We start from the raw sequence: 24,219 nt of genomic DNA, 5'->3' as shown, positions 1-24,219 counted from the left end.
TACTAAATGGCTATCTTATTGCCAATAGAAGCATCTCTGATGCTGATTTATATTTCTTCCGGTAAGATGGCGTTTATTTGTTCAGGTCGTTTCAAGGATAACAAATCAGCCTAACCATTCCATTTCAGCAAATCCCCCTTTCAAAAGGGGGAGTCGTAGTCGTTTAACCAAACGTGCATTTTTCTGATAATCGGACTGTGTTTGTAGGCTGAAAGAGGGACTGACCCGTCCTGAAAAAAGTTTACCGTTTTAAAATTTATTCCTTGTTAGTACTACCACAAATTTACTTTTCTTTAGCCCTGAAAGGGCGATATACCTTAGCACAGGGTGAAGCCCTGTGATTAAAAAGCTAAATATATAGATTTTAAGCCCTGAAAGGGTGACATCAATTAAATGTCAATCCCAAATATAGCGACCATTATATTCCACATTGTATTTTTTCAAAAATCCTAGGTATTCCTCTTGAAAAGTAACCTTAGTATGATGCTCATGTTGATGTGCGATATATGTCTTTACGGTATCCACTTGTTTGGGATTTACCGAGAATGCACCATATCCATTTTGCCAATAAAAATCCTTATATGCTACTCCTTTAGTTTTAATCCACTTTGAAGAATGTGATTTCACTTCCTCTACCAACTTTATAAGTGCTATTTTTTTAGAAAGCTTGAATAACATATGGACATGATCATAATATCCTCCAACTATTATGGACTGGCAATCCAGCCGATTACAAATACCGCCTAAATAACCATACAATTCAGTTTCAACAGGTGGTTGAATGAATGGCACCGCGTTCTTAGTGCTGTATATTAAATGGATGTAGTTTTGTACTAATGACTGCCCCATAAAATCGATATTACGCCCCTACAGGGCTTGAAAATAAATTTATCACTATTGTAGATGGGCTACACCCATCCCTGTGAGATGATGCCCTTTCATGGCTTGGTTATTTCGAAATATGACCCGTCCTGAAAAAAGTTTACCGTTTTAAAATTTATTCCTTGTTAGTACTACCACAAATTTACTTTTCTTTAGCCCTGAAAGGGCGATATACCTTAGCACAGGGTGAAGCCCTGTGATTAAAAAGCTAAATATATAGATTTTAAGCCCTGAAAGGGTGACATAAAATCAGTTTCAATCCAAAATAGAAATATTATCACGCCCCTACAGGGCTTTAAAATTAGATTAGCCCTATTGCTAGATGGGCTGCACCTATCCCTGTGAGATGATGCCCTTTCAGGGCTTGGTTATTTCGAAATATGACCCGTCATGAAAAAAGTTTACCGTTTTAAAATTTATTCCTTGTTAGTACTACCACAAATTTACTTTTCTTTAGCCCTGAAAGGGCGATATACCTTAGCACAGGGTGAAGCCCTGTGATTAAAAAGCTAAATATATAGATTTTAAGCCCTGAAAGGGTGACATAAAATCAGTTTCAATCCAAAATAGAAATATTATTACGCCCCTACGGGGCTTTAAAATTAGATTAGCCCTATTGTTAGATGGGCTGCACCCATCCCTGTGAGAGGATGCCCTTCAGGGCTAGGTTTATTTCGAGTTTGAAATACATTGCTACATTGATTTTATTTCTTTAAACTCTGCCAATGCTTCTTTGCCCATTACAAACCAGATAATTGCTCCATATATTCCGAATAAAAGCACTGAGGACAATATATAGTGAAAATGCAGGGTATTGTTTAGAAAATTAATGACGATATAGGTGAAAATCGTAGCCAATAAGGGCACTCTGATCGCTCTGAAAAAATCCATGGAGGATATTTTTACAGATAAAAACTTGTTAAAGGTAATTTGGGCAATGATTACCGCTATGACTTTATTGATTAGTACTGCCGTGGCTGCTCCTATAATCCCATAATTAAGGATGGCATAATAAACTATAGGTAAATAAAGGATCGCTTTAAAAATTTGCAATTTCATTTCCAAATCAGGCTTGCCTAAACCTCGAATTAAAGCCGTATTGCTATTGACCACCATATGTACCATCACCGCTAAAGCCAGGATTTTTAATGGATCTAAAGAATCTTGCCATTTGTCTCCGAAAACAATCAAAATAACAGGATCTCCCATCAAAATGAAAAAAGTCATGATTGGGAATATTGCTATACTATTGTATTCGACTACTTTTAGGTAGTACTTTTTTAAGGAGGCCGGATTGTCTTGCATTCTGCTATACAGTGGATAAAATACCGTATTCATCACGCTCATTAACCTTCCTCTAAATATATCCGTTAAAATAAAGGCAAAAGTATAAATACCCAATGCCTGAGCGGTCGCCAACTTACCTATCAACAAATAATCTACATTACTTATAAGGTAATTGGTAATATTCGTTCCAGTAGTGTAGATCCCAAAGCCAAAAATATCTTTAAAGGCCTGCGCTTCAAATATAAATTTCGGAACCCATTTTGTGGCATTAAAATACAGGGGTACGGTGATTACAAATGTGGCAACGGAATTAAAAGCCAAAGACCAAACCCCTGCACCTGAGAAGGCCAAAATGACAGACAATATCCCAGCAGAAATATTAGCCGTATTGTTGATTAGGGCCATTCTTTTAAAGTTCATTTTTTTGGTCAATTGCGCCTTGTGAACCATGTTGAAAGGATTGACCAATATTCCCAGTCCTAGAACAGGAACAAGGTCTTTCAATAGGGGTTCACCATAAAAATTGGCAGCAAAGGGTGCCACGACAAAACAAATGAACAAATACATTAAAATGGACCATGTCACTCCAGTCCAGAAAGCTGTATGAAAGTGAGCCTCCTTAAGATCGGCTTCTTTCCTTTGAATTAAGGCTGATCCAATACCCAAATCATTGAATACCTGAACAAAACCTATAAAAACCACCGCCATGCCAACCAAACCAAACTGATCAGGGAAAAGCACCCTGGCAAGCACAAGTTTGACAATAAAAGATGCCCCTTGATTGACTAGCAGCTGGATGATGTTCCAAATAATTCCAGAAAGTGCTAACTTCTTGACTTTGGTCAATATATTGATGCTATTAAATAATTACACATAATTGTTTTGATTAGCCTTATTCCTGCGTTCCCTTAGGAGAAATGACAAGAAGTAGGTGTAATTATTTATCATTCTGCATAAATTAATTACTCAAGCGAGGTTTAATTAAAGTCTTGCATCGACTTTGTCCTTGTCTAATACAGCCTTGACATCAAAAACCACTAATTTATTGCTCTTCTCTATTGGCAGGTTTTTGAACTCTTTGTGCGCTACGGCCAATATTACTCCTGAATATTCATCGAGTGGTGGACAAGCTTTGCCACTTATGATGTTTACACCATATTCATGGGACACTTCTTCAGGATTTGCCCATGGATCATACACATCCACTTCAATATCAAAATTTTTCAATTCTGTGTAAATATCAATGACACGGGTATTTCGGACATCAGGACAATCCTCTTTAAAAGTGAAACCAAGGATCAATACTTTGCTATCAATGACCTTAAGGTCTTTTCGCATCATGTGCTTGATGACCTCTGTGGCAACATGCTTGCCCATAGAGTCATTCAACCTTCTTCCTGCTAATATGATCTCTGGATGATAGCCTACTTCCTGTGCTTTTTGTGCCAGGTAAAAAGGATCTACACTAATGCAATGTCCACCAACCAATCCCGGTTTAAAAGGAAGGAAATTCCATTTAGTTCCTGCAGCTTCCAATACTTCCTGGGTGTCTATTCCCAATAGATTAAAAATCTTGGACAATTCATTGACAAAAGCAATGTTGATGTCCCTTTGTGAGTTTTCGATTACCTTGGCAGCTTCTGCTACCTTTATGCTGCTTGCTTTAAAGGTTCCTGCTACAATTACCTCACGATAAAGATTGTCTACATAGGTAGCTATTTCAGGTGTTGAGCCAGACGTTACTTTTAATATTTTAGAAACAGTATGCTCCTTGTCTCCTGGATTAATCCTTTCAGGAGAATAGCCAGCAAAAAAGTCTACATTATAGGTCAATCCACTGATTTTCTCCAGTAAAGGCACACATTCTTCCTCAGTTACCCCAGGGTAAACGGTAGATTCATAGATGACCACATCTCCTTTTTTCAAGTATTTTGCAATGGTCTCGGATGCCTTCAGCATGGGCGTCAATACTGGCCTATTGTGTCTGTCCGTTGGAGTAGGAACAGTAACAATGTATACCTGACAATCTGCAAGATCATCAGGGTTATTAGAATTAAAAAGTCCTTTGTCTTTTGAGCTTTTTGTAGCCAATACTGCTTGTAAATCCTGGTCTTCTACCTCAAGGGTGAAATCATGACCACTATTCAATTCATTTACCCTTTTAGAGGAAATGTCAAAACCAACTACAGGAAATTTTTTGGCAAATTCTGCTGCCAAGGGAAGTCCAACATAACCCAGCCCAATTACGGCAATTTTCACATCTTTTAAAGGAACGCTCATGTGGATAAAAATATTAGTTGTAAAGATTAAAATAAGTAAAGTGCAAATATACGCTAATTTAAATAATTGTTTCTGTCTAGATTTCAGTACAAACAGAATATTATTTCAATAAATCAATGAATCCAGTGAAATGATTGACTTCTTATAATCCGCATTGTGTTATTACTTTTAATTATACTTTGTTAAAATTTGTCTTGGCAGAAATTCTCCGAAAAAAAGTGGCAAGAAGAATCCCCCTTTTCAAAGGGGGCAGGGGGATTTTTTCGTAAACAATAAATTTAAAATAGTAGTAAAATAATATTCAACAACTTTTTAAAGATTGTTCAACGAGATGTTCTCGTTGAAATCCCCTTACCCCTTAATGGGGAGTTGTGAAAAATGACTACAACTTTACACAGCTTCGCCTCCTCAGTCCCAAGTAAAATTTGAAACGAGCCAAATGCTCAATAAAAAATATTGTTAAATCCAAGAAGGCTAATGCCTTAGATGTATAACTATTTTAGAAATTTAGTATATAGCCTGGGTGTGATTATATACTACTTTCTTCGAAATAACTTTTTAATGAAGTTTCTATTGTCCTGGTCTTCATCGTAGTATCCATAACCGTAACCATAGCCATAACCGTAACCATAACCTGTTCCATACCCATAATGATTGGCTTCTTTGTCCAGCCCATTAAATATAATATAGGCCTTTGTCAGAATTCCCTGTTGCTTCAGACTATTGATATGGTCAATAAACTGTTTGCTGCTGTAATTGTAACGGACCACAAAAAGGGAAATGTCCGCCAGTCTTATAAGGTCTAAAGTCTCTGAAACAAGCCCCACAGGAGGGGTATCCAACACCACCATATCATAACGCCCTTTCATCTCTTCCAACAAATCTGCAAAACGATTGGTGATCAGCAATTCTGCCGGATTTGGAGGGATAGGGCCAGAAACAATAATGTCCAGGTTTTCATAAGCTGTCTTTTGGATGACTTTGTTGACATCGTCTTGATTGTTACTCAAATAAGTTGACAAACCTTCTTTATTGCTAATTCCAAAATCATCAAAGATTTTGGGTTTCCGCATGTCACATCCTATCAATAAGGTTTTCTTATTGCTCAAAGCATAAACGGAAGCCAAATTTATACTCGAAAAAGTCTTCCCTTCTCCAGAGATGCTGGAGGTAATCAAAACAATAGCGCTTTTGTCCTTAGGGAGAAGGAAATTCATATTCGCCCTAAGCGATCGAAATGCTTCCGTGACACCAGATCGGTGTTTTTTTAGTACCACCAAATTGTCCCCTTCTTCACTTAGGCCAATGGTAGAGATTACATTGAGCTGAGATTTTTTCTCCAGTTCCTTTCCATCCTTAATTTTATTACTAAAATAAGTGCGTGCCAAAGTAAAGCCTATTGGTAGAGCTAATCCCAATATAAGGGCAATAAGATAAGTCAAAGTCTTTTTAGGACTAATCGGAGTAGAATTGATCAATGCTGTTTCAATGATCTTATTGCTAGGCGTATTGGACGCCCTGGTAATGGCGGATTCCGCTCTTTTTTCTTGTAAGAAGGTGTACAAATCATTATTTAAGGAAAATTCTCTCTGAATGCGCAATAAATTTTGCTCAGTTTGAGGCAAACTACTAAAGGTTTTGGTAATTTTATCTATACGAGCCTTTAAATCGTTGATCAACAACTCGGCATTATTGTCCACATTTTGCAACAATTCGAGTATTGACAAGTTCATGTCTTCTATTTCCCTACTAACTTCCCTTAATGGTGGAGATATGGCAGTCATTTTAGAGGCATGCATTGATTTCTGTGCCTGTAACTCCAAAAGGTTTTCAATCAAGGTATTTAAAATGGGGTCATCAATTCCCAATCCAGAAGGTACCACAATACTATTGTAATCCCCTCTTTTGAGATAGCTGTCGAGTTGTTGGTAATATTCTCTTTTAAATTCCTCTTTGGCCAACTCCGTTTCAAGTGCTTTCAGTTGCTGAAAAATAGCTGTGCCCTCAGAACTTAAATCATAAATGGAATTGTTAGAACGAAAAGTTTCCAGCCTATTTTCTATGTACATCAAAGAATCAGACAATAAAACCAGCTGATTGTCAATGAAATCAATGGTATTGGTAGCCATGGTGTTCATTTCCTGCAACTCATCCTCTAGGTAAACCTCTTGCAAGGTATTAAGGTAGTCCCTTCCTTTATTTGGGGTTTCCGTATTAATTGTCAGCTTAAGAATCGTAGATTGCTTATCAATAGAAGCGACCTCAAGACTCGCCCCGGTATAATGATTGATTAAACTCTGACGATCCCTAAACCTAATAATAATTTGCCCACTTTCCTCCATAGAAGTTTGACTAACCTTGAATCGATTCATGGGTAACTCTACCCATTCACCAAACTGAAAGGTTTGTGTAGGAGAACTGGGATCTTTCAAGGATCCCCTTTTATCGGAATCTGGAAAAACCTGACTATAGGCTTCATCCAAATAGGTCACAGTGAATTTCTGCCTATCCAACCAATTAATTAGCAAATCTCCATTTGTCAGTTGGGGATAGGTCCAATCCACTTCTACGGCAATAGGTGTCTTTTCGTATATTTCCGTTTGTATAAATCTTCCTTCTTTGAAATACTCTACTTCAAAATTTAAACGATCTAAGGTTGCATTTGCAATTGGTCTGGATTTTAATATGATGATTTGATTGCCCAACTCCATTTCACCAGAACCGCCCAAACCCAAGCCTGTGGATTCAAATAAATTGAAAGGTGTTTCCTGCTCCTTAACAAAAAACTTACTAGATACCTGGTATTCCGGTACCGAATATCGGATTAGCATATAGGCAATACCCAAGGCAATGATAACCGAAAGTGCAATGTATGGCCAGATGCGCCAAATCCTAAGGACAATATCTTTGATATCGATTACTTCTTCTTCCTGTCCGATTACCGGTGTTCTGTTGATTTCAGATTGGTTCATTTAGTAATTAATTGATGGCATTCAGAACTAGTAAAACTGCTGAAAGGGTAGTCACTGCCAATTGAAAAGTTTGGACAAAATTCACTCCTGTACCCAGTTCCCGGATTTTCATGGGCTCTGCATAAAGCATGTCATTGGGACGAATAAAATAGAATTCAGAGGCTATTAGTCGTTCATCTGTAAGGTTGATTCGAAAGGTTTTGGTTCCTTCAGGATATTGTCGCATCAGTACCAATTGATCTCTTTTAGCAGTGGTGGTTAAATCCCCAGCAAGTGCAATAGCCTGAAAAATACTAATGCGATTTTGTAAAATGGTATAATTACCATTCTTTTTGAATTCACCTAATGCAGAAAAACGGATACCTCCTAGACGTACCCTTACAAAAAAATCCTCTTTGTTTACATAGGCTTTGAGCTTTGATTCTATTAATGCCTGAGACTGTTTGGTCGTCAATCCCAATAATTTGATTTCCCCAAGCAAAGGCAATTCCACTATTCCATTTTCATCAACCGTATATCCATTGATAAAAAAGATATCTCCACCATTTTGAGCACCCTGACTCATGTTCATATTGGAATTTTGATTTCCAGATGCTATTCCAAAAATTTTATTCAATTCCGTGGAGGTAGTTGTAACATTGATATCCACAACATCGTTGTATTGCAAATAATATTCATCAGTACTGTTGGCCACAAGCTCGCTTTCAGTAAAAAGGGGAGTGTCTTCTTCAGACATGTCTTGCATGTAGATGATTTTTTTATTGGAAACGCAAGAGCCGGCAGCAATTAAAATCAAAAGGGTAAAAAATAATCTGTTGAGTGGCTTCATTTTGGTTATATAAAATGAACTTTATAATTCTTGGCAAAGATATTTAAAAGTCAGCCAGTAAAAAACTGTTTAATACCTTTTTTTCATTAGAAAGGCCAAATGGCGGTATTGATAGGTCGAAATACATTAAATGATGTGTGAAATGTGTCATTTGTGCTATATAAGTTCTTTTGGAGAAAAAAATCGTCATTGCGCCGATTAGGGCAAGCTTTGTGGGAAGAATTCAGAAGCAATCCTCAAAGGCCGAGATTGCCGCGCCCTTTTCCTGCCCTATGGCCAATCTAAAAGGGCTCGCAATGACGGTAAATCGAGATTGCCGCAGCCTTTCCCTACGCCATGGCCTCACAAAAAAAGTTTGCAATGAAGGTAGCAGATCGTCATTGCGAGGATTAGGGCAGGCGTTGTGGGGAGAAAGCCGAAGCAATCCCTCGAAGGTCGAGATTGCCGCAGCCTTTCCCTACGCTATGGCCTCACAAAAGGGCTCGCAATGACGGTAGCAGATCGTCATTGCGAGGATTAGGGCAGGCATTGTGTGGAGAAAGCCGAAGCAATCTCTCGAAAGTCAAGATCGCCATACAATGTCCTGGTTTTATACTACCTCTTGATAAAGTTTCGTGAATAATTAACCAGCTGAGATTGCCGCACCCTTTCCCAGCGCTATGGCCACCCGAAAGGGTTCGCAATGACGGTAGATCCAGATTGCCGCGCCCTTTTCCTGCGCTATGGCCAATCTAAAAGGGCTCGCAATGACGGTAGCGTTGGGCTTAATGGTGCTTTTTGGATGCTGGCTTTATGGCTTCCCGCAGTACTCCTGTACCATATCCTATCAATTGTCCATAGGAGGTCAGCAAGGCTAAGCATTTTACTTTTAAACCTGGACCGGAACTGAAGAAAACCGCAATTGTCCAAAGTAAATACACGGCACCTATTGCATACCCTAACGGCGAAAACATCAGAAAAGCCAATGGAAGAACCAAAAGGCCTAATAAAAAAACCAACGGAAGCAAATGCACCAGTTTGAGGGCGTCTTTGTGAAATTGGGTGATGAAAACGCGATTCCTACCAAATTGATGACTCTGGCGGAAAAAGGATGAAAAATCATTTTTCCGGTGATGGTACACAAAGGCCTCACGCACCAATTCCAACTTAAAACCGGCTTTTTTGATCCGAATGCTAAGCTCTATGTCCTCGGCCATGTTGGGATGAATAAATCCCCCTACCCTTTGATACACTTCTCTGGAAAAACCCATATTGTATCCACGGGCCTGGTACTTGGCAGGTTTTTTCATTTTTCCACGTATGCCACCCGTGGTCAGATAAGCAGTCATGCTAAAATTCATGGCCTTTTGCCAGGAAGAAAAACTTTCTCCTGCATCATCCGGGCCACCATGCGCATCCAGTTTCCGCTCTTCAATGGCTGCATCAAGGATTTTCAAATAGTCAGCCGGAATCACACAATCAGAATCAAAGAAAACAAAATAGTCGCCTTTTGCCAATGCTATGCCCTTGTTGCGGGCAAAGCCCTGTCCGGTATTTTCCTGAAAGTGATAGTTTAGGTTGATGCTCTCCTGAAATTCACCAATAATAGCCTTAGAAGATTGCTCCGAGCCATCTTCTATTATGACTACCTCAAAGTCACTAAACGTCTGAAGACTCAGGCTTTCAAGTAAATTTTGGAGTTCCTCAGGGCGATTGTAAACGGGGATGATCACCGAAAAACGCATTAGGCTTCTCCATTAATTTCGTCGTCAATATTATAATCGCTCTTATGGGTGCTGTTAGAGGTCATCATTTCTGCCATAAAACCGGTAAGAAATAGCTGTACACCTACAATCAGTGCGACAAGGGCAAGAAAAAACAAAGGTTGGTCGGTAATTTCTCTTACGTGCAAACCATTTCTAAGGCCCGAAATTTTCTCGTAGATTAACCAGACTGTAATCACAAAACCGGATACAAAGGAAAGGGATCCCAAACTTCCAAAAAAGTGCATGGGGTTCTTCCGGTATCGATTGACAAATGAAACGGAAATCAAATCTAAAAAACCATTGACAAAACGCTCAATACCGAATTTGGTTGTACCGTATTTTCTGGGACTGTGGGCCACTTCTTTTTCGCCTATTTTGCCAAAGCCATTCCACTTGGCAATAAGGGGGATGTACCGGTGCATTTCCCCGTAGATGTCTATATTTTTTGCGACTTTGTTGGAATAGGCTTTCAAGCCACAATTGAAATCATGAAGCTTAATACCAGAGATAAACCTGGTTACCCCATTGAATAAACGGGAAGGGATGGTTTTGGACATAGGGTCATGGCGTTTGCGTTTCCAGCCACTGACAAGGTCAAAGCCCTCTTCTGTGATCATGCGGTATAGCGCTGGAATCTCCTCTGGGCTATCCTGCAAATCAGCATCCATGGTAACCACCACTTCACCCGTGGCTTTTGAAAAACCTACATTTAGTGCTGCAGATTTACCATAATTACGAATAAATTTGATGGCTTTCACATTCCCATTCCGCAAAGACAAGTCGCTGATCACCTGCCAGGAATCATCTTTGGAGCCATCGTCTACATAAATAACTTCATAACTGAGGCCTTTTGTTTCCATTACCTTTACAATCCATGCCTGTAACTCCGGCAATGATTCTTCTTCATCGTAAACAGGTATAATAATAGAAATTTGGGGCATACTCAATTAAAAGTCAGTTGATTTATCTCTCTTTTTGATAATAGCGCCTAGAATTAAGGACAGAATGGCATAGATGATTAAGGCAATTCCAAAACTTTTGATTTGTCCTCCAAAGGTATAGGCCTCCTCCATATCTGTACGCATGTCCTTAATTTGGTCACTTGAAAGACTGTCACCCGCACCGAAATTATCGAGCATGTCCATCATGTTTTCAAGTTGAACTTTCACCAAAAGCTCAGACAAGCCGGGATGGATTACTTGGTACAACAGTATATTACCTACCATGGCAACCAATCCAGCAATAATTAAAGTGACAAAGGCAAACTGAAAAGCTGTGCCAAATGTCATAAAACCACCAATTTCCTTCCGGTATTGCCTACCAAAATAGATCACAAGTCCAAAGAAAAAAATGATGGATACAAAACCATACCAAGCGGATACTAAATAAGTATAGTCTATAAAATAAATTATAAAAGTAATCACCAACATAATTAAGCCAGTGACAAATCCAGGTTTAAGTGCAGCCTTAGATGGGGATATTGTTTGTTGTTCCATAATTACAGCTATTTAAAATTCAACGTTTCTCTTTAAAATTATGGAAATTATGATGGTAAAGAACAAACCAGGGAATATTTTTCTTAAAAAATCGTTTAATGCTACATCAAAAATGGACATTTTCGAAATATTGGCATATGTTTCTTCATAGGCCGCTTCATTCAGGTTTTCCTCTAAAACCGTTTTATTCGCGCTCATCAACTCAAGATTGATTTGTCTGAAGGTGGTAAACAATTCCTCATCTAACTGAATACTCCCAAAAATATAAAGTGCAGAAATCATGGCAATAATTGTGTAGGTAAAAAAGCCTACCGTCATTCCCTGTCCAAAATAAAGATTTCCGCCGTTAAAATTGTCCCGGAAACTTTTCACCCCAAAGAATACAAAAATGGGCGTAACGAGGTAGCCAATAATTAAATTCATACTAATAGGCTCAATATCCAACAAATAAATCGTCAAATATCCCAGGAAACACAAGCCTCCACCATATAGTCCAAAGGGTAACGCTGCTTTTAAATACCTATTCATTTAACCCTTCAATTTTGCCCTGGTTTATCAGGTATTTTACTTTTCCATTTAATGTTTGATTGAAGTAAGGGTTATTATCAGCCAAGGAGGCGTTGCTTTTTTCATCAAATAACCATTCTTCATTAGGATCAAATACGGTGAGACTGTTCCATTCCTTGGCTTCGTTCCCTAAGATGGCCTGAGGACCTTTGGTTAGCTTTTCAATCAATAAGGGATACCCCAACTCCTTCGATAATTTGACCACTGCAGGCACAAAGGTAGGCAAACCAGCCATCCCAAATGGGGAAAGGTCAAACTCCATGTTTTTAGCATCTGGCTCATGAGGAATATGGTTGGAGACCAAAGCATCAATCGTCCCATCCTTTAGTCCTTCAATTAGCGCTGCTTGTTGTGCTTTTCCTCGAAAAGGGGGAAGTACTTTTAGTCGGGTATCAAAATCCAATAAATCATCGTCAGTAAAAAGTAATTGGTAGATGGAAACATCCGCAGTCACTGCTAAACCTTCTTTCTTGGCTTTCCGAATTTGGGCCACTGCACCGCGAGTGCTTATGGTTTGAAAATGCAGCTTACCTCCTGTATACCGAAGGATTTCCAGGTTTTTTTGTACCGCGACTTCTTCAGCCAGGTCAGGGATGCCTTTTAACCCCAACATGGTGGAAGGAATACCTTCATGCATTTGACCAAAAAGAGCCAGCATAGGATCCTGACTTTGATCGAACAATACGCCATTGAATTTTTGAAGGTATTGCAATGCCTTCATCATGCGGTCTGAATGAGCGAGGGAGACCAAACCTTCACCAAACAGCTTCACACCGTAATGGTTCAAGTCCAACATTTCAGTTAGCTCCTTGCCTTCAAAATTTTTAGTAACAGCCGCCTGCACATTAAAGGTTGGAAACAATAGATGGCTGTGGTTCTTTAAATAAGCCACCTCACTTTTAGACTGAATGGGGGGATTGCTATTAGGAAGCAGAACTGCTTCAGTCATGCCCCCTTGCATTAAGGCATTTGCCAGGCTTTCAAGGGTCTCGCGGTACTCCTGACCCGGTTCACCAGAAAAACACCTTAAATCAGTCCATCCCTTTGAGCCCAATAAGCCCTTACAATCAACCAGTATTTGGTCTTCAGTAGCATTGTCCCTGTTTGCTTTTTTTATGGTTTCTCCATCAAATACATAATCAGCGGCAGGTAGGATTTCTTTTTCTGTGATGATTTTCAGTGACTGGAAGCGTACGGTCATGAGCTGTTTTTATTTTTGCAAAACTGCAATTTTATTCCCTAAAATGGAAATAAAACGGAGGAAAGCCTGAAGCAAATATCATTTTAATCCTTTCTTAAATTCGGATTAGGCTTAATCAATCAATTTGGCAATGAAATCCCCAGTTGGGCTTTGATTGGAGAATGTTGCGAAGATCATCGGTAATGAGGGACTGCCGCAGTCTTACCAACGGCACACTCCCCTAAAAATGGTTAGTAATGACGATGGAACGATATTGCTAGAACAATTGTAACTCTAATTGAGATTTTAAATCAAAAACAATTTAGTATATCTACACCGAGTCTTTCACCATTTCGATTATCACTTTTTTGCTGCAGGCCTGTCCTGACCCTAGTCAGTGGCCCAAAAAGTAACCAACCTGTCCTGAGACTTCGGGGAAAAGCCCGCTGCTGAATATCTTTTTGGCTAAAATTTAAGGCCTCCCGCACTCAGGCAAACTCCATGTTTTTGGTTTTAATATTTGAGTTACTTTATGGATGTTATCTAAACCAAAAACTTCGTCAAACAGTGCCTGTGCCTTTGCCAATCCCTGCTCAAATTTTTTAACCCCAAAAAGCTACAAGGCGGAAATTAATTTACCATATGACTTTAACCCAATTCAGTTTTATGAAAAATCCGTTATCGGTAAGTTTAGAGAATATTTTGTGCGCGGTGAAAGTCATTGGAATCCCTCGCAGGTAATTATTCTCGCGGTATATCCTGGTTTTGTCATTCTTGCTGATAAAGTTTCGTGAATACTTAACCAGCCGGGATTGCCACATCCCTTCCCTACGCCATGGCCACCCAAAAGGGTTCGCAATGACGGAAAATGATCGTCATTCCGAGGCTTAGCGAGGGCTTTGTGGGAAGAAAGCCGTGGGAATCCCTCGCTAGTAGATTGATTGGTCCTTACTGTTGATAAAGTTTCGTGAATACTTAAACAGCTGGGATTGCCACACCCTTTCCCTACGCCATGGCCACCCGAAAGGGTTCGCAATGACGGAAAATGATCGTCATTCCGAGGCTTAGCGAGGGCTTTGTGGGAAGAAAGCCGTGGGAATCCCTCGCTAGTAGATTGATTGGTCCTTACTGTTGATAAAGTTTCGTGAATACTTAAACAGCTGGGATTGCCACACCCCTTCCCTACGCCATGACCACCCGAAAGGGTTCGCAATGAGGATTGATCGAGACTGCCGCAGCCTTTCCTCACTTTTGCCCTCCCAAAAGGCTTCGCAGTGACGGTAGGTTGAAACTGCCACACCCCTTCCCTACGCCATAGCCACTCGAAAGGATTCGCAATGAGGATTTGGCCGTTTTATTAGGACAATTTTAAATCGGACAGAGGTTTCTTTGTAAATGTGGCCTGTGAACTTTCATAAATACGAAAAACTCCAGAGGAGTGACATTTTTGTAGCCAAGGGCCAAAGCCCTTGGAAAAACAATGAGCATTACGCGATTTTGGCGGTATTGTTGCTTTTTTTCTGCAACAATGCTGACAAAATCTCCCTAAGTAGGCATCATTATGTAACGTTTCACTGTCTTCAAATCAGTTTTCACCAATACTAAATATCCATAAACGAGAATTGGATACCCCAAAGCAAAATTCTATGCTTTGGGGTATCCAACACGTAATAATAGAAATGTGAATATTTTATAATCCAGCCAAATTTTCTTTGGCCAATTCAAAATCAGGGTTATCAGCCAAAGCGGCTTCAAAAGCAGTTTTGGCTTCTGCAACACTTCCTTGATCTTTGTAGATCAAGCCTTTAAGGTTTTGAGCGGCAGCCACCATGCTTACTTCTTGCATCTCATTGTTTTCTCCTTTTGGGAAGTTCAATTTTTGCTCTGCGGCTTTGCTGTCCTTAATCAACATGTTAACAGAGTTTAGCCCCTCATCGTATTTCTTTAATGTGTACTGAAGGTACCCCGCTTTATACAAGCTGAACAAGTCACCTGACAATAAATGAAGTGACTCGAAATGTGGCAATGCACGTTCTAATGCACCCAATTGCTCAAGAGAAAATGCAGCCACTTCTAAGGCTGTCAAACTTTTGTCATTTCTTTCTAATAAATCCAGGGCAACAAGGGCTGCAGAACCATACTGTTCCATTTCGAAATACATGGAAGATAGGGTTTCAGCATAAGCAAGATTTCCAGGATTCCTTTCCATCAACTCATAGAGCTTTAATTTAGCCACAGAGGCATCATTGTATCTCATGGCAAGAGAATAGATCCTGTTATCCGATTCATTTTTAGCTTTGATGCTTTCACTGGACTCCTTTGTAGCAGGGGTGATTTTTGTTTCTTCCTGGGCAAGGGAAATATTTTGTGCGCTGATGCACAGCAACAAAATCAATACGGCAAATTTCATTTTCATCATCTATCTTAAGTTGTTTTCACTATTCCTTTTTTTGCAGCTAACTTGTACATTAACTCCAAGGCTTCATTTTTATTGTTTTGAATATGTCCCTCCAGGATGGCTTCTTTGATTTCTTCTTTTAAATCTCCGACCACCCTTGATGGTTTCAAACCAAATATAACCATGATTTCGTCACCAGATACAGGAGGTTGAAAATTTCTTACCTGATCTTTTGATTCTACCTCCTGAAGTTTGATTTCTACCCTGTCAAAATTGGCTAAAAATCGTTTGACTTTACTGTTGTTTTTAGAGGTAACGTCTGCTCTACAAAGCTGCATTAGGTCATCTACATCATCTCCAGCTTCAAAAAGAAGTCTTCTTACAGCTGCATCAGTTACCGTCTCATTCACTAAGGCGATGGGTCTGAGATGTAATTTTACTAATTTTTGCACATATTTCATCCTTTCATCCATAGGAAGCTTTAATCTTCTGAAAATTCCGGGGACCATTCTGGCTCCTTTGTCTTCGTGTCCATGGAAGGTCCAACCCACTTTTTGGTTAAATCGCTTGGTAGGTGGCTTGGCAATGTCGTGCATAATGGCAGCCCATCTTAGCCAAAGGCTATTTGACCTGGAAGCCACATTGTCCAGTACTTGTAAAGTATGGTAAAAATTATCTTTGTGTGACTTGTCTCCTACTGAATCTACCCCCTGAAGCGCCACCATCTCTGGAAAAAACTCTTTTAGCAATCCACTGACAAAAAGCAACTTAAAACCATAAGAGGGCTTATCAGACATTATAATTTTATTGAGCTCTACTATGGTCCGCTCACCAGAAATTATAGACATTCGGTGGGAATTATTGATGATCCCATCAAAGGTACTGGCTTCAATGTCAAATTTTAACTGGGCAGCAAATCGGACAGCACGCATCATCCGCAAGGGATCATCCGAGAAAGTAATGTTGGGATCTGTAGGCGTACGAATGATTTTTCTTTTAAGGTCTTTGACCCCATCAAAGGGATCCAAAAGTTCTCCGAAATTTTTGCCATTCAAGGAAATACCAAGGGTATTGATGGTGAAATCCCTTCGTTCCTGGTCCTCCTGAAGCGTTCCCGCCTCTACTTTAGGTTTTCGAGAATCGATTTGGTAAGACTCTTTTCTCGCACCTACAAATTCCAGCTCCCAGTCATCCATTTTTATCATGGCTGTACCAAAATTTTTGAAAACCGAAACAGGAGGTTTGTTGTCCAGGGAATCAGCCACTGCTTTTGCCAACTTTATTCCATCACCGATGCATACAAAGTCAATGTCCTTGCTTGGCCGTTTTAATAGGATATCCCGAACATAGCCACCTACTACATAGGATTCTAGATTTAATTTATCGGCTATCTCACCAACCTTTTCAAAGGTTTGAATATTTCCCAAAGAATTTGTCAGATTCATCCATTTATTATTTTCACTCTACCGTCTTCATGTAGCTCCATAACCCTTGATTTCCTGTTGAAAGGAAAATTTTGAGTCCCTTTGATAGCTGAAGGCAGCACATCATCCTCCCATTTCAGAAATACTATTTCCCTAATTTGGTGAAGTAGCTGCTTCCAGTAGGCTGAGCTTACCAATGCAAACTTAATTAATCCACCGGATTTACCTTTATTTATATTCCATGTCGGTTGTGGACTAAGGAAAATAGTCTGGTCTGCTGCATATTCTACTATGTCCAAGGCAACATCAGAAAAGTTACCTACTAAGGATTTTAACTGATAAATTTCATGCACCAGAAATAGGCCCTCCATTTCCGGTTCCCATAGTTCCGCTTTTATCAAAGTAAAGCTGGTTCCACTTTTGTCCTGAAAACTTAATTGACCTGTATGGGTAAACTGTTTACTTACTTCCTTATAGTCCACAATTTTACTTTTTTATTTGTTAAAACACCTCTTTGGCCACCTTATAAGTGGTATCGGCTTTACTCATGGTGTAATAATGCAAAGTAGGCACACCATATTTAACCAATTCCTTACTTTGCTGTATGGCCCACTCAATCCCTACTTCTTTAACATCAGCATTGTTTTTGCATTTTTCCAATTCGACCATTAAATCATCAGGCAAATCCAAGAAAAACATTTTCGGCAAATTAACCATCTGTGAAAGCGTAGTGATGGGTTTCAACCCTGGAATGATCGGAACATTTATTCCTGCTTCCCTTACCTTTTCTACGAAATCAAAATATTTTTGATTGTCGAAAAACATTTGGGTTACAATATAGGTAGCACCAGCGGCAATTTTCGCCTTCAATTTTTTTAAATCGAAATTCAGACTGGGTGCTTCAAAGTGTTTTTCAGGATAGCCAGCAACTCCTATACAGAAGTCGGTTTGAAAGCCAACCTCCGTCTCGTCATGAAGGTATTTACCCTGATTCATTCCTGTGATTTGCGCTACAAGCTCGGAGGCAAACCGGTGCCCATCTTTATTGGGAGTGAAATTCGGTTCCAATTTTGGGGCATCCCCCCTTAAGGCCAATACATTCTCTACTCCTATAAAATACAAATCGATAAGTGCATTCTCCGTCTCTTCCTTGGAAAATCCTCCACATAATAAATGAGGCACTGCATCTACCTTAAACTTGTTCATGATCGCCGCACAAATTCCGACTGTCCCTGGTCGTTTCCTGGTACTTATTTTTTCAAGGAATCCATTGGCGTGCTTTTTATAGATGTACTCCTCTCTGTGATAAGTGACATCTATAAAAGGGGGATTGAATTCCATTAGAGGGGTAATTCCTTCTAATAGATTGGTCAAACTCTGTCCTTTAAGCGGAGGAAGAATTTCAAAAGAAAAATGCGTTTTATCTGTATCTTTTAAGTATTCGGTAACCTTCATGATAGTATATTGATAAGCAATATAAGGTGCTTTTAAAAATTTCTGAATTTATTCTCTACGCTAAACTTCTTGAATCCTATAACAGGCCATAGTCCAATTATTACTGACGGAATAAGTAAAGGTAGCGCTATTGATTCAATTACTCCTATTGGTGCTGCAGACCTATTGGGGTGCGGAAGTTAATTTTGGTGTATAAGCAAGGTTGGGCGAAAGCCATTTTTCCGCTTGCGCTAAGGAAACTCCTTTTCTACGTGCATAGTCGGCAACCTGGTCTTCGCCAATTTTGCCTAAACCAAAATATTTACTTTCTGGATGACCAAAATAAAACCCGCTCACAGAGGAGGTTGGATACATTGCAAAGCTATCTGTTAGCGTCATACGGGCATTTTTCTCCACCTCCAACAAGTCAAAGAGCGTCCTTTTCTCTGAATGCTCAGGACAAGCAGGATATCCCGGTGCTGGACGAATACCCGTGTATGTTTCCTTAATTAAGGCTTCATTTTCCAAAGACTCGTCAGGTGAATAGCCCCAGAAATCTTTCCTAACCCTTAAATGCAAGTATTCCGCAGCTGCTTCAGCCAAGCGATCTGCCATGGCTTTCAACATAATGTCATTGTAATCATCTCCCTGCTCCTTAAAATCCTTGAGCTTCTCTTCAATGTTCAGGCCTGCTGTCACAGCAAAGCCGCCCATATAATCCGTAGCATCTGGATGAATATAATCTGTCAAAGACCGGTTAGGAACATTCTTTCCCTTTCGCCCCTGCTGTCTTAGAAAATGAAAGGAGTAGGGTTTCCCTCCCGTGAATTGCGGATCTACCACCAAATCGTCTCCTGACCTTTGCACAGGAAAAAGACCGAAGACAGCATTGGCTTTTAACCAACCCTCGTTGATTATTCGGTCAAGCATCTTGTTAGCGTCATTGTATAATTTGAGTGCTTCAGTTCCTACCACTGGATCCTTTAGAATCTTTGGAAATCTACCTGATAGCATCCAAGTACTGAAAAAAGGTGTCCAATCTATGTATTCTCTAATGACAGAGAGGTCCAGGTCATTTAATACCGATACTCCTATTTTATTTGGTTCTACAGGTACATAGTTTGCCCAATCAATGGCTACAGGGTTTGATTTGGCTTCTTTATAGGTGGCCATTTGTTTAACTTCCTGCTTGGCGGCATGTACCTCGCGAAGTTTCTGATAAGTAGCCTTTATTTCCTTTTTATACGCGGCTCTGGTTTCTTTATTTATGGCGTCTCCTGCTACTGGAACTGATTTAGAAGCATCTGCAACATGTACTACTATGCCACTGTATACCGGATCAATTTTCACTGCTGTGTGAATTCTAGAAGTGGTCGCCCCTCCTATTAAAAGAGGTATATCCAAACCTCTCCTTTCCATTTCAGCAGCCACATTTACCATTTCATCAAGAGATGGTGTAATCAATCCACTTAGACCTATAATATGGGCATTATTGTCTAGCGCTTCCTGAATGATTCGATCCGTTTCCACCATCACCCCCAAATCAATAATCTTGTAAGAGTTACAAGCCAGCACTACGCCCACGATATTTTTACCAATGTCATGGACATCACCTTTGACAGTAGCCAATAAAATCCTTTTCACATTGTCTTCTTGCTCACCTGTCGTCTCATTGGTGCCTGGCAAAGGCATGAATGGCTCGAGGTAGGCTACGGCTTTTTTCATTACCCTTGCACTTTTCACTACTTGAGGCAAGAACATTTTCCCTTCCCCAAACAGGTCTCCAACAACATTCATCCCATCCATGAGAGGACCTTCTATTACCTTTAGCGCATCCTTTAATTTTAGCCTTGCTTCTTCCGTATCTTCCAAGATATAGTCTAGCACTCCTTTGACCAAGGCATGCTGCATTCGCTTTTCTACTGTAAAACTTCTCCAGGCTTCGTCTTCTTTGCCCTTTTTTCCCCGGGATTTTACAGAATCAGCAAAATCGAGCAACCTTTCGGTAGCATCCTCTCTCTTGTTCCACATTACATCCTCTACCCGCTCCAGCAATTCCTTTGGAATATCATCGTATATTTCCAGCATTGCTGGATTGACGATCCCCATATCCATGCCATGTTGGATGGCATGGTATAAAAATACTGCATGCATGGCTTCTCTTACAGGGTTATTCCCTCTAAATGAGAACGAGACATTGCTCACCCCTCCACTTACTTTTGCACCAGGTAGGTTTTCCTTTATCCATTTCGTGGCACGAAAATAATCTACGGCATTGTTTTTATGTTCGTCCATACCAGTAGCCACTGGAAAGACATTCGGATCAAAAATAATGTCCTGGGGTTTGAATTTTATCTTTTGTGTCAGTAGGTCATAGGATTTTTTGCATATTTCAATGCGTCGATCATAGGTATCTGCTTGTCCCTTTTCATCAAAAGCCATGACAACAACTGCTGCACCGAACTTCTTGATCATTTTGGCTTGGTACAAAAACTCCTCCTCACCATTCTTTAAGCTAATTGAATTAACAATTCCCTTGCCTTGAATACATTTGAGTCCTGCCAGAATAATCTTCCATTTGGAGCTATCGACCATTACCGGGATCCGGCTAATTTCTGGTTCAGAAGCCACTAGATTAAGGAATTTCACCATAGCAGCTTCGCCATCAAGCATGGCTTCATCCATACAGACGTCGAGAATCTGAGCTCCTCCCCTTACCTGATCCAGAGCCACTTCTAGGGCTTCATCATAATTGTCATTAAGAACAAGCCTTGCGAATTTCTTAGAACCAGTTACATTGGTACGCTCCCCTATATTTACAAAATTTAAGGTCTTATTGAAAACCAAGGGTTCTAATCCTGATAACTGTAAGTTGGACACTTTTGTAGAATTGCTCATGAAATTAATCTTCTTCGGTTAATACCTGCTTAATTCTAGGTGGGAAATTACTGGCTGACTTTGCCAAGGCTGCTATATGCTCAGGGGTAGTCCCACAACATCCACCTACAATATTGAGCCAACCTTGTTTCAAAAACAGGGTCACTTCCTCACTCATTTCTTCTGGTCCCTGATCGTATTCACCAAACTCATTGGGAAGTCCTGCATTGGGATAAACGCTCACATTAAAGGGGGATTTATCTGAAAGCACCTTTAGATAAGGTCTCAATTCGGCAGCTCCTAATGCACAGTTTAATCCAATACTAAGTAAAGGAACATGTGAAATAGAGATCAAAAATGCCTCGGTAGTCTGGCCTGAAAGGGTCCTTCCAGAGGCATCCGTAATGGTACCTGAAACCATAATAGGGATACCACCTTCTGTTGGTTCTAAGGGGATGTTTCGCTTTTCATACACTTCCTGAATAGCAAAAATGGCTGCTTTGGCGTTTAAAGTATCAAAAACTGTTTCTACCAAAAGAAGGTCAACCCCACCCTCTATTAAGCCTTCTATCTGCTCTGAATAGGCTTCCACCAGTTGATCAAAGCTAACAGCTCTAAATCCTGGATCATTGACATCTGGTGACAAGGAAGCGGTCCTATTGGTAGGTCCAATTGCCCCAGCGACAAACCTGGGTTTATCCCGTTCTCTGGCAGAGAAATCATCCGCTACTTCACGCGCAATCTTTGCTGATTCATAATTAAGTTTATAGGCTATTTCAGATAGACCATAATCTTCCTGAGCGATAGATGTGCTACTAAAGGTATTGGTTTCGACAATATCGGCTCCAGCTTCAAAATAGGCTTTATGTATGTCCTTGATAATTCCCGGACGGGTCAAAGAAAGTAAGTCATTGTTTCCTTTTAAGGATTTCTTTACAGCAGCAAGCTCTTGATTTCTAAAATCTTCTTCCTGTAGGCCGTATCTTTGTATCATGGTACCCATAGCACCATCCAATATCAAAATTCGCTTTTGTAATTGTTGGAGTAATAAGTCAGTTCTTCTTTCCATGTGGTTCGTATATTAATTAAAAAGCTTATACGAGCATGAACCGAGTAAAACTAGAGAGCGTTTCTAACTTTTGCGGCTCATCTTTATCCGGCATTTCCGGAATGGGAATTAGCACCTTGTCAACTCAGGTTGCTAAGACATCATAGGGCCCTACCCTCCGTCTTTCTCGATAAGCAATTCAAAAGTAACATGAATTCAGGAAAAAGATTCTCTTTTTCCGAAAAACTTTAAAATTCCCTGGTTAGAACTGGATTATATAATACTGTTGACCAAAATTCCCAAAACATTAGCGACCACAAGTGGCTGTGATCTCCAAATAAAAATTACTTTTTTGGCATAAGTTAAAAAATAATCATTGGCAACAGAAAAACCTTCTACCTTTAAACCTAACAGAAGATGGGACGATTTAATGCACGTATTTTAACAAAGCCTGAAACGGATAAATTTTAAGGTCTTAAACCAATACCAAATTGCAAATAGGGGCCTGCCATATAGCTTGACATGTTCAGTTCTCCTAATTTATAGGTGCTTAATGGTAATTCATAACCTGCATGCGCAGAGGTTACAAGCCTAAACATTTTATTAAAAACGGGTATTGCATAAGCAACCATTACCTCAGACTTTCCCATAAACCCTCTGGTTTTTAAATAACCATCATAATCAGGTTCTTCAAATAGGGCGGGAAAATCTGGTTTATTGTTGTTTGTTAAAGTATATCGGATGTTTCCATATCCCAATCCACCAGTAACCCCTAATTCCAAATTTCTCATTTTATAAAGTTGGTAACCATAATTACCATATAACCTCACACTGTTTAAGGTATGCTCACGGATTTCATCAGCCCTGCCGGCATTGGCGATGTTAAAGACATCAAATGAATAAATCCACCTTCGGTTTTCACCAATGATTTTCATCCCAATATTATTAGGTGTTTCATTGAAAGGTGCCAATCCATTGTTTACCAAATAATCATTAAGCTTGTCTGGATTGGTGAAGTTCAAACCATAAAAAAAGTGTACACCAATACCAGCATCTGGAAAAAACAGATTTTCATCTGGCATAGAAATACCAGCCCCTAACCTAAAAAATGCACCACTTTGTAGATTGTCAAAAGTAATGTCATTCATTTTCCAGGCTCCTTCAAATGGGCTAAAAGAGTAACCGAATTTACCAAGAAGGCTGACATTTTCTTCAAGTCCAGGAACATTAAAATCATAACCGAACTGAAAACCTATTTCTGTCAAAAACCCACCAAAATTTTGCGTCCCTTTGTGAATATTGCGCTCCCTTAAAATAAAACCCTGCGCTGGCTGCTGTAAAAATGCACTCAGATCATCCACCTTGCTCTGGTCTTTCAGCATCTCAAAATTTACATAACCAGCCCCTAAGGACATGTAATGAATAAGGTGAAATTTACCTTCCTCAGTGAGAGAATAGCCCACATTCAAATAAAAGCGTGTGCTCTTATTGTCTATAATATAATCTTTATAATAGGAGTTGGCCCCTGTATTTTGATACAGTTCAAAACCAAGAATAAAATCAGACAAGCGGTATTGATAGCCAATACCCAAAGTAGAGTATCCTCCTCTAAGGTTTGAAATGCCTTTATCGGAAAGCATCTCATTGAACTCCCTTAGGTTTGCTCCCGAGGAACCTGCCAAAACGTAAATCGTCGATCGCTCGGAAACCTTGCCCTGTGCATGCAGATTAAAGGTTAATCCCAGCCAAAGCGGTATGTATAAAATCCATCTCATAGGGCTAATCAAAGTTGCAAAGATA

At 39.8% G+C, this 24,219-nt stretch carries 18 protein-coding genes and 1 riboswitch; all 18 genes read right to left on the bottom strand.

Features of this window, described 5'->3' with window-relative positions; genetic code table 11:
* Positions 1 to 396: 396 nt before the first annotated feature.
* The 18 genes from tnpA to AAC073_RS03270 all read right to left on the bottom strand — a co-directional run bounded on the left by tnpA (position 397) and on the right by AAC073_RS03270 (position 24,194).
* Positions 397 to 849 (bottom strand): IS200/IS605 family transposase, encoded by a 453-nt coding sequence (gene tnpA, locus AAC073_RS03355; RefSeq protein ID WP_339922420.1) that lies wholly within the window; start codon positions 847 to 849, stop codon positions 397 to 399.
* Positions 850 to 1,575: 726 nt separating this feature from the next.
* The gene (locus tag AAC073_RS03350; protein ID WP_339922419.1) at positions 1,576 to 3,015 is read right to left on the bottom strand and encodes a lipopolysaccharide biosynthesis protein; all 1,440 of its coding nucleotides are present in this window, start codon (positions 3,013 to 3,015) and stop codon (positions 1,576 to 1,578) included.
* Positions 3,016 to 3,150: 135 nt separating this feature from the next.
* A complete protein-coding gene (locus AAC073_RS03345; protein WP_339922418.1) occupies positions 3,151 to 4,449 on the bottom strand; it encodes a nucleotide sugar dehydrogenase in 1,299 nt (432 codons plus the stop codon).
* A gap of 536 nt (positions 4,450 to 4,985) precedes the next feature.
* Positions 4,986 to 7,421: a polysaccharide biosynthesis tyrosine autokinase gene (locus AAC073_RS03340; protein ID WP_339922417.1), complete on the bottom strand. Its 2,436-nt coding sequence runs from the start codon at positions 7,419 to 7,421 to the stop codon at positions 4,986 to 4,988.
* 7 nt (positions 7,422 to 7,428) lie between these two features.
* Positions 7,429 to 8,166, bottom strand: a complete 738-nt coding sequence (locus tag AAC073_RS03335) for a polysaccharide biosynthesis/export family protein (protein ID WP_339922567.1) — start codon at positions 8,164 to 8,166, stop codon at positions 7,429 to 7,431.
* Between the two features lie 848 nt (positions 8,167 to 9,014).
* Complete coding sequence (locus AAC073_RS03330) at positions 9,015 to 9,974, bottom strand: glycosyltransferase (protein ID WP_339922416.1); 960 nt, start codon at positions 9,972 to 9,974, stop codon at positions 9,015 to 9,017.
* Entirely contained in the window at positions 9,974 to 10,936 is a 963-nt protein-coding gene (locus AAC073_RS03325) for a glycosyltransferase family 2 protein (RefSeq protein WP_339922415.1), read from the bottom strand. Before AAC073_RS03325 ends, AAC073_RS03330 begins: the two co-directional genes overlap by 1 nt.
* A 6-nt stretch (positions 10,937 to 10,942) precedes the next feature.
* Entirely contained in the window at positions 10,943 to 11,491 is a 549-nt protein-coding gene (locus AAC073_RS03320) for a DUF4199 domain-containing protein (protein ID WP_339922414.1), read from the bottom strand.
* Between the two features lie 12 nt (positions 11,492 to 11,503).
* Positions 11,504 to 12,019, bottom strand: coding sequence for a DUF4199 domain-containing protein (locus AAC073_RS03315; protein WP_339922413.1), 516 nt, complete (start codon positions 12,017 to 12,019; stop codon positions 11,504 to 11,506).
* Positions 12,012 to 13,259 (bottom strand): dihydroorotase, encoded by a 1,248-nt coding sequence (locus AAC073_RS03310; RefSeq protein WP_339922412.1) that lies wholly within the window; start codon positions 13,257 to 13,259, stop codon positions 12,012 to 12,014. The genes AAC073_RS03315 and AAC073_RS03310 overlap by 8 nt, the downstream gene beginning before the upstream one ends.
* Positions 13,260 to 13,956: 697 nt before the next feature.
* Positions 13,957 to 14,487, bottom strand: a complete 531-nt coding sequence (locus AAC073_RS03305) for a hypothetical protein (protein ID WP_339922411.1) — start codon at positions 14,485 to 14,487, stop codon at positions 13,957 to 13,959.
* A gap of 441 nt (positions 14,488 to 14,928) precedes the next feature.
* On the bottom strand, positions 14,929 to 15,657 hold the full coding sequence (locus tag AAC073_RS03300; RefSeq protein WP_339922409.1) for a hypothetical protein: 729 nt from the start codon (positions 15,655 to 15,657) through the stop codon (positions 14,929 to 14,931).
* Between the two features lie 5 nt (positions 15,658 to 15,662).
* The gene (locus AAC073_RS03295; protein ID WP_339922408.1) at positions 15,663 to 17,081 is read right to left on the bottom strand and encodes an HD domain-containing protein; all 1,419 of its coding nucleotides are present in this window, start codon (positions 17,079 to 17,081) and stop codon (positions 15,663 to 15,665) included.
* Positions 17,078 to 17,542 carry a hypothetical protein gene (locus tag AAC073_RS03290; RefSeq protein WP_339922407.1) on the bottom strand — a complete coding sequence of 155 codons (465 nt, stop codon included), beginning with the start codon at positions 17,540 to 17,542 and terminating at the stop codon, positions 17,078 to 17,080. Before AAC073_RS03290 ends, AAC073_RS03295 begins: the two co-directional genes overlap by 4 nt.
* Before the next feature lie 19 nt (positions 17,543 to 17,561).
* Positions 17,562 to 18,515 carry a methylenetetrahydrofolate reductase [NAD(P)H] gene (gene metF / locus AAC073_RS03285; protein ID WP_339922406.1) on the bottom strand — a complete coding sequence of 318 codons (954 nt, stop codon included), beginning with the start codon at positions 18,513 to 18,515 and terminating at the stop codon, positions 17,562 to 17,564.
* Positions 18,516 to 18,677: 162 nt separating this feature from the next.
* The gene (metH, locus tag AAC073_RS03280) at positions 18,678 to 21,392 is read right to left on the bottom strand and encodes a methionine synthase (protein ID WP_339922405.1); all 2,715 of its coding nucleotides are present in this window, start codon (positions 21,390 to 21,392) and stop codon (positions 18,678 to 18,680) included.
* Between the two features lie 4 nt (positions 21,393 to 21,396).
* Positions 21,397 to 22,440, bottom strand: coding sequence for a homocysteine S-methyltransferase family protein (locus tag AAC073_RS03275; RefSeq protein ID WP_339922404.1), 1,044 nt, complete (start codon positions 22,438 to 22,440; stop codon positions 21,397 to 21,399).
* A gap of 74 nt (positions 22,441 to 22,514) precedes the next feature.
* Positions 22,515 to 22,616, bottom strand: a riboswitch (SAM riboswitch).
* 270 nt (positions 22,617 to 22,886) lie between these two features.
* Positions 22,887 to 24,194, bottom strand: coding sequence for a hypothetical protein (locus tag AAC073_RS03270; RefSeq protein WP_339922403.1), 1,308 nt, complete (start codon positions 24,192 to 24,194; stop codon positions 22,887 to 22,889).
* Between the last annotated feature and the right edge of the window lie 25 nt (positions 24,195 to 24,219).

This window comes from uncultured Cyclobacterium sp., from assembly GCF_963977555.1.
In the GTDB taxonomy this organism is placed as follows: Bacteria; Bacteroidota; Bacteroidia; order Cytophagales; family Cyclobacteriaceae; genus Cyclobacterium.
The sequence above is the reverse complement of the archived record's forward strand: the minus strand, read 5'-3'. Positions and strand labels throughout refer to the sequence as shown.

Coding starts and splice junctions, on each gene's coding strand:
- AAC073_RS03335 (WP_339922567.1), bottom strand. CDS start 8,166: ATGCAAGACATGTCTGAAGAAGACACTCCCCTTTTTACTGAAAGCGAG.
- AAC073_RS03315 (WP_339922413.1), bottom strand. CDS start 12,019: ATGAATAGGTATTTAAAAGCAGCGTTACCCTTTGGACTATATGGTGGA.
- metH (WP_339922405.1), bottom strand. CDS start 21,392: ATGAGCAATTCTACAAAAGTGTCCAACTTACAGTTATCAGGATTAGAA.
- AAC073_RS03340 (WP_339922417.1), bottom strand. CDS start 7,421: ATGAACCAATCTGAAATCAACAGAACACCGGTAATCGGACAGGAAGAA.
- tnpA (WP_339922420.1), bottom strand. CDS start 849: ATGGGGCAGTCATTAGTACAAAACTACATCCATTTAATATACAGCACT.
- AAC073_RS03295 (WP_339922408.1), bottom strand. CDS start 17,081: ATGAATCTGACAAATTCTTTGGGAAATATTCAAACCTTTGAAAAGGTT.
- AAC073_RS03310 (WP_339922412.1), bottom strand. CDS start 13,259: ATGACCGTACGCTTCCAGTCACTGAAAATCATCACAGAAAAAGAAATC.
- AAC073_RS03330 (WP_339922416.1), bottom strand. CDS start 9,974: ATGCGTTTTTCGGTGATCATCCCCGTTTACAATCGCCCTGAGGAACTC.
- AAC073_RS03325 (WP_339922415.1), bottom strand. CDS start 10,936: ATGCCCCAAATTTCTATTATTATACCTGTTTACGATGAAGAAGAATCA.
- AAC073_RS03320 (WP_339922414.1), bottom strand. CDS start 11,491: ATGGAACAACAAACAATATCCCCATCTAAGGCTGCACTTAAACCTGGA.
- AAC073_RS03345 (WP_339922418.1), bottom strand. CDS start 4,449: ATGAGCGTTCCTTTAAAAGATGTGAAAATTGCCGTAATTGGGCTGGGT.
- metF (WP_339922406.1), bottom strand. CDS start 18,515: ATGAAGGTTACCGAATACTTAAAAGATACAGATAAAACGCATTTTTCT.
- AAC073_RS03300 (WP_339922409.1), bottom strand. CDS start 15,657: ATGATGAAAATGAAATTTGCCGTATTGATTTTGTTGCTGTGCATCAGC.
- AAC073_RS03270 (WP_339922403.1), bottom strand. CDS start 24,194: ATGAGATGGATTTTATACATACCGCTTTGGCTGGGATTAACCTTTAAT.
- AAC073_RS03275 (WP_339922404.1), bottom strand. CDS start 22,440: ATGGAAAGAAGAACTGACTTATTACTCCAACAATTACAAAAGCGAATT.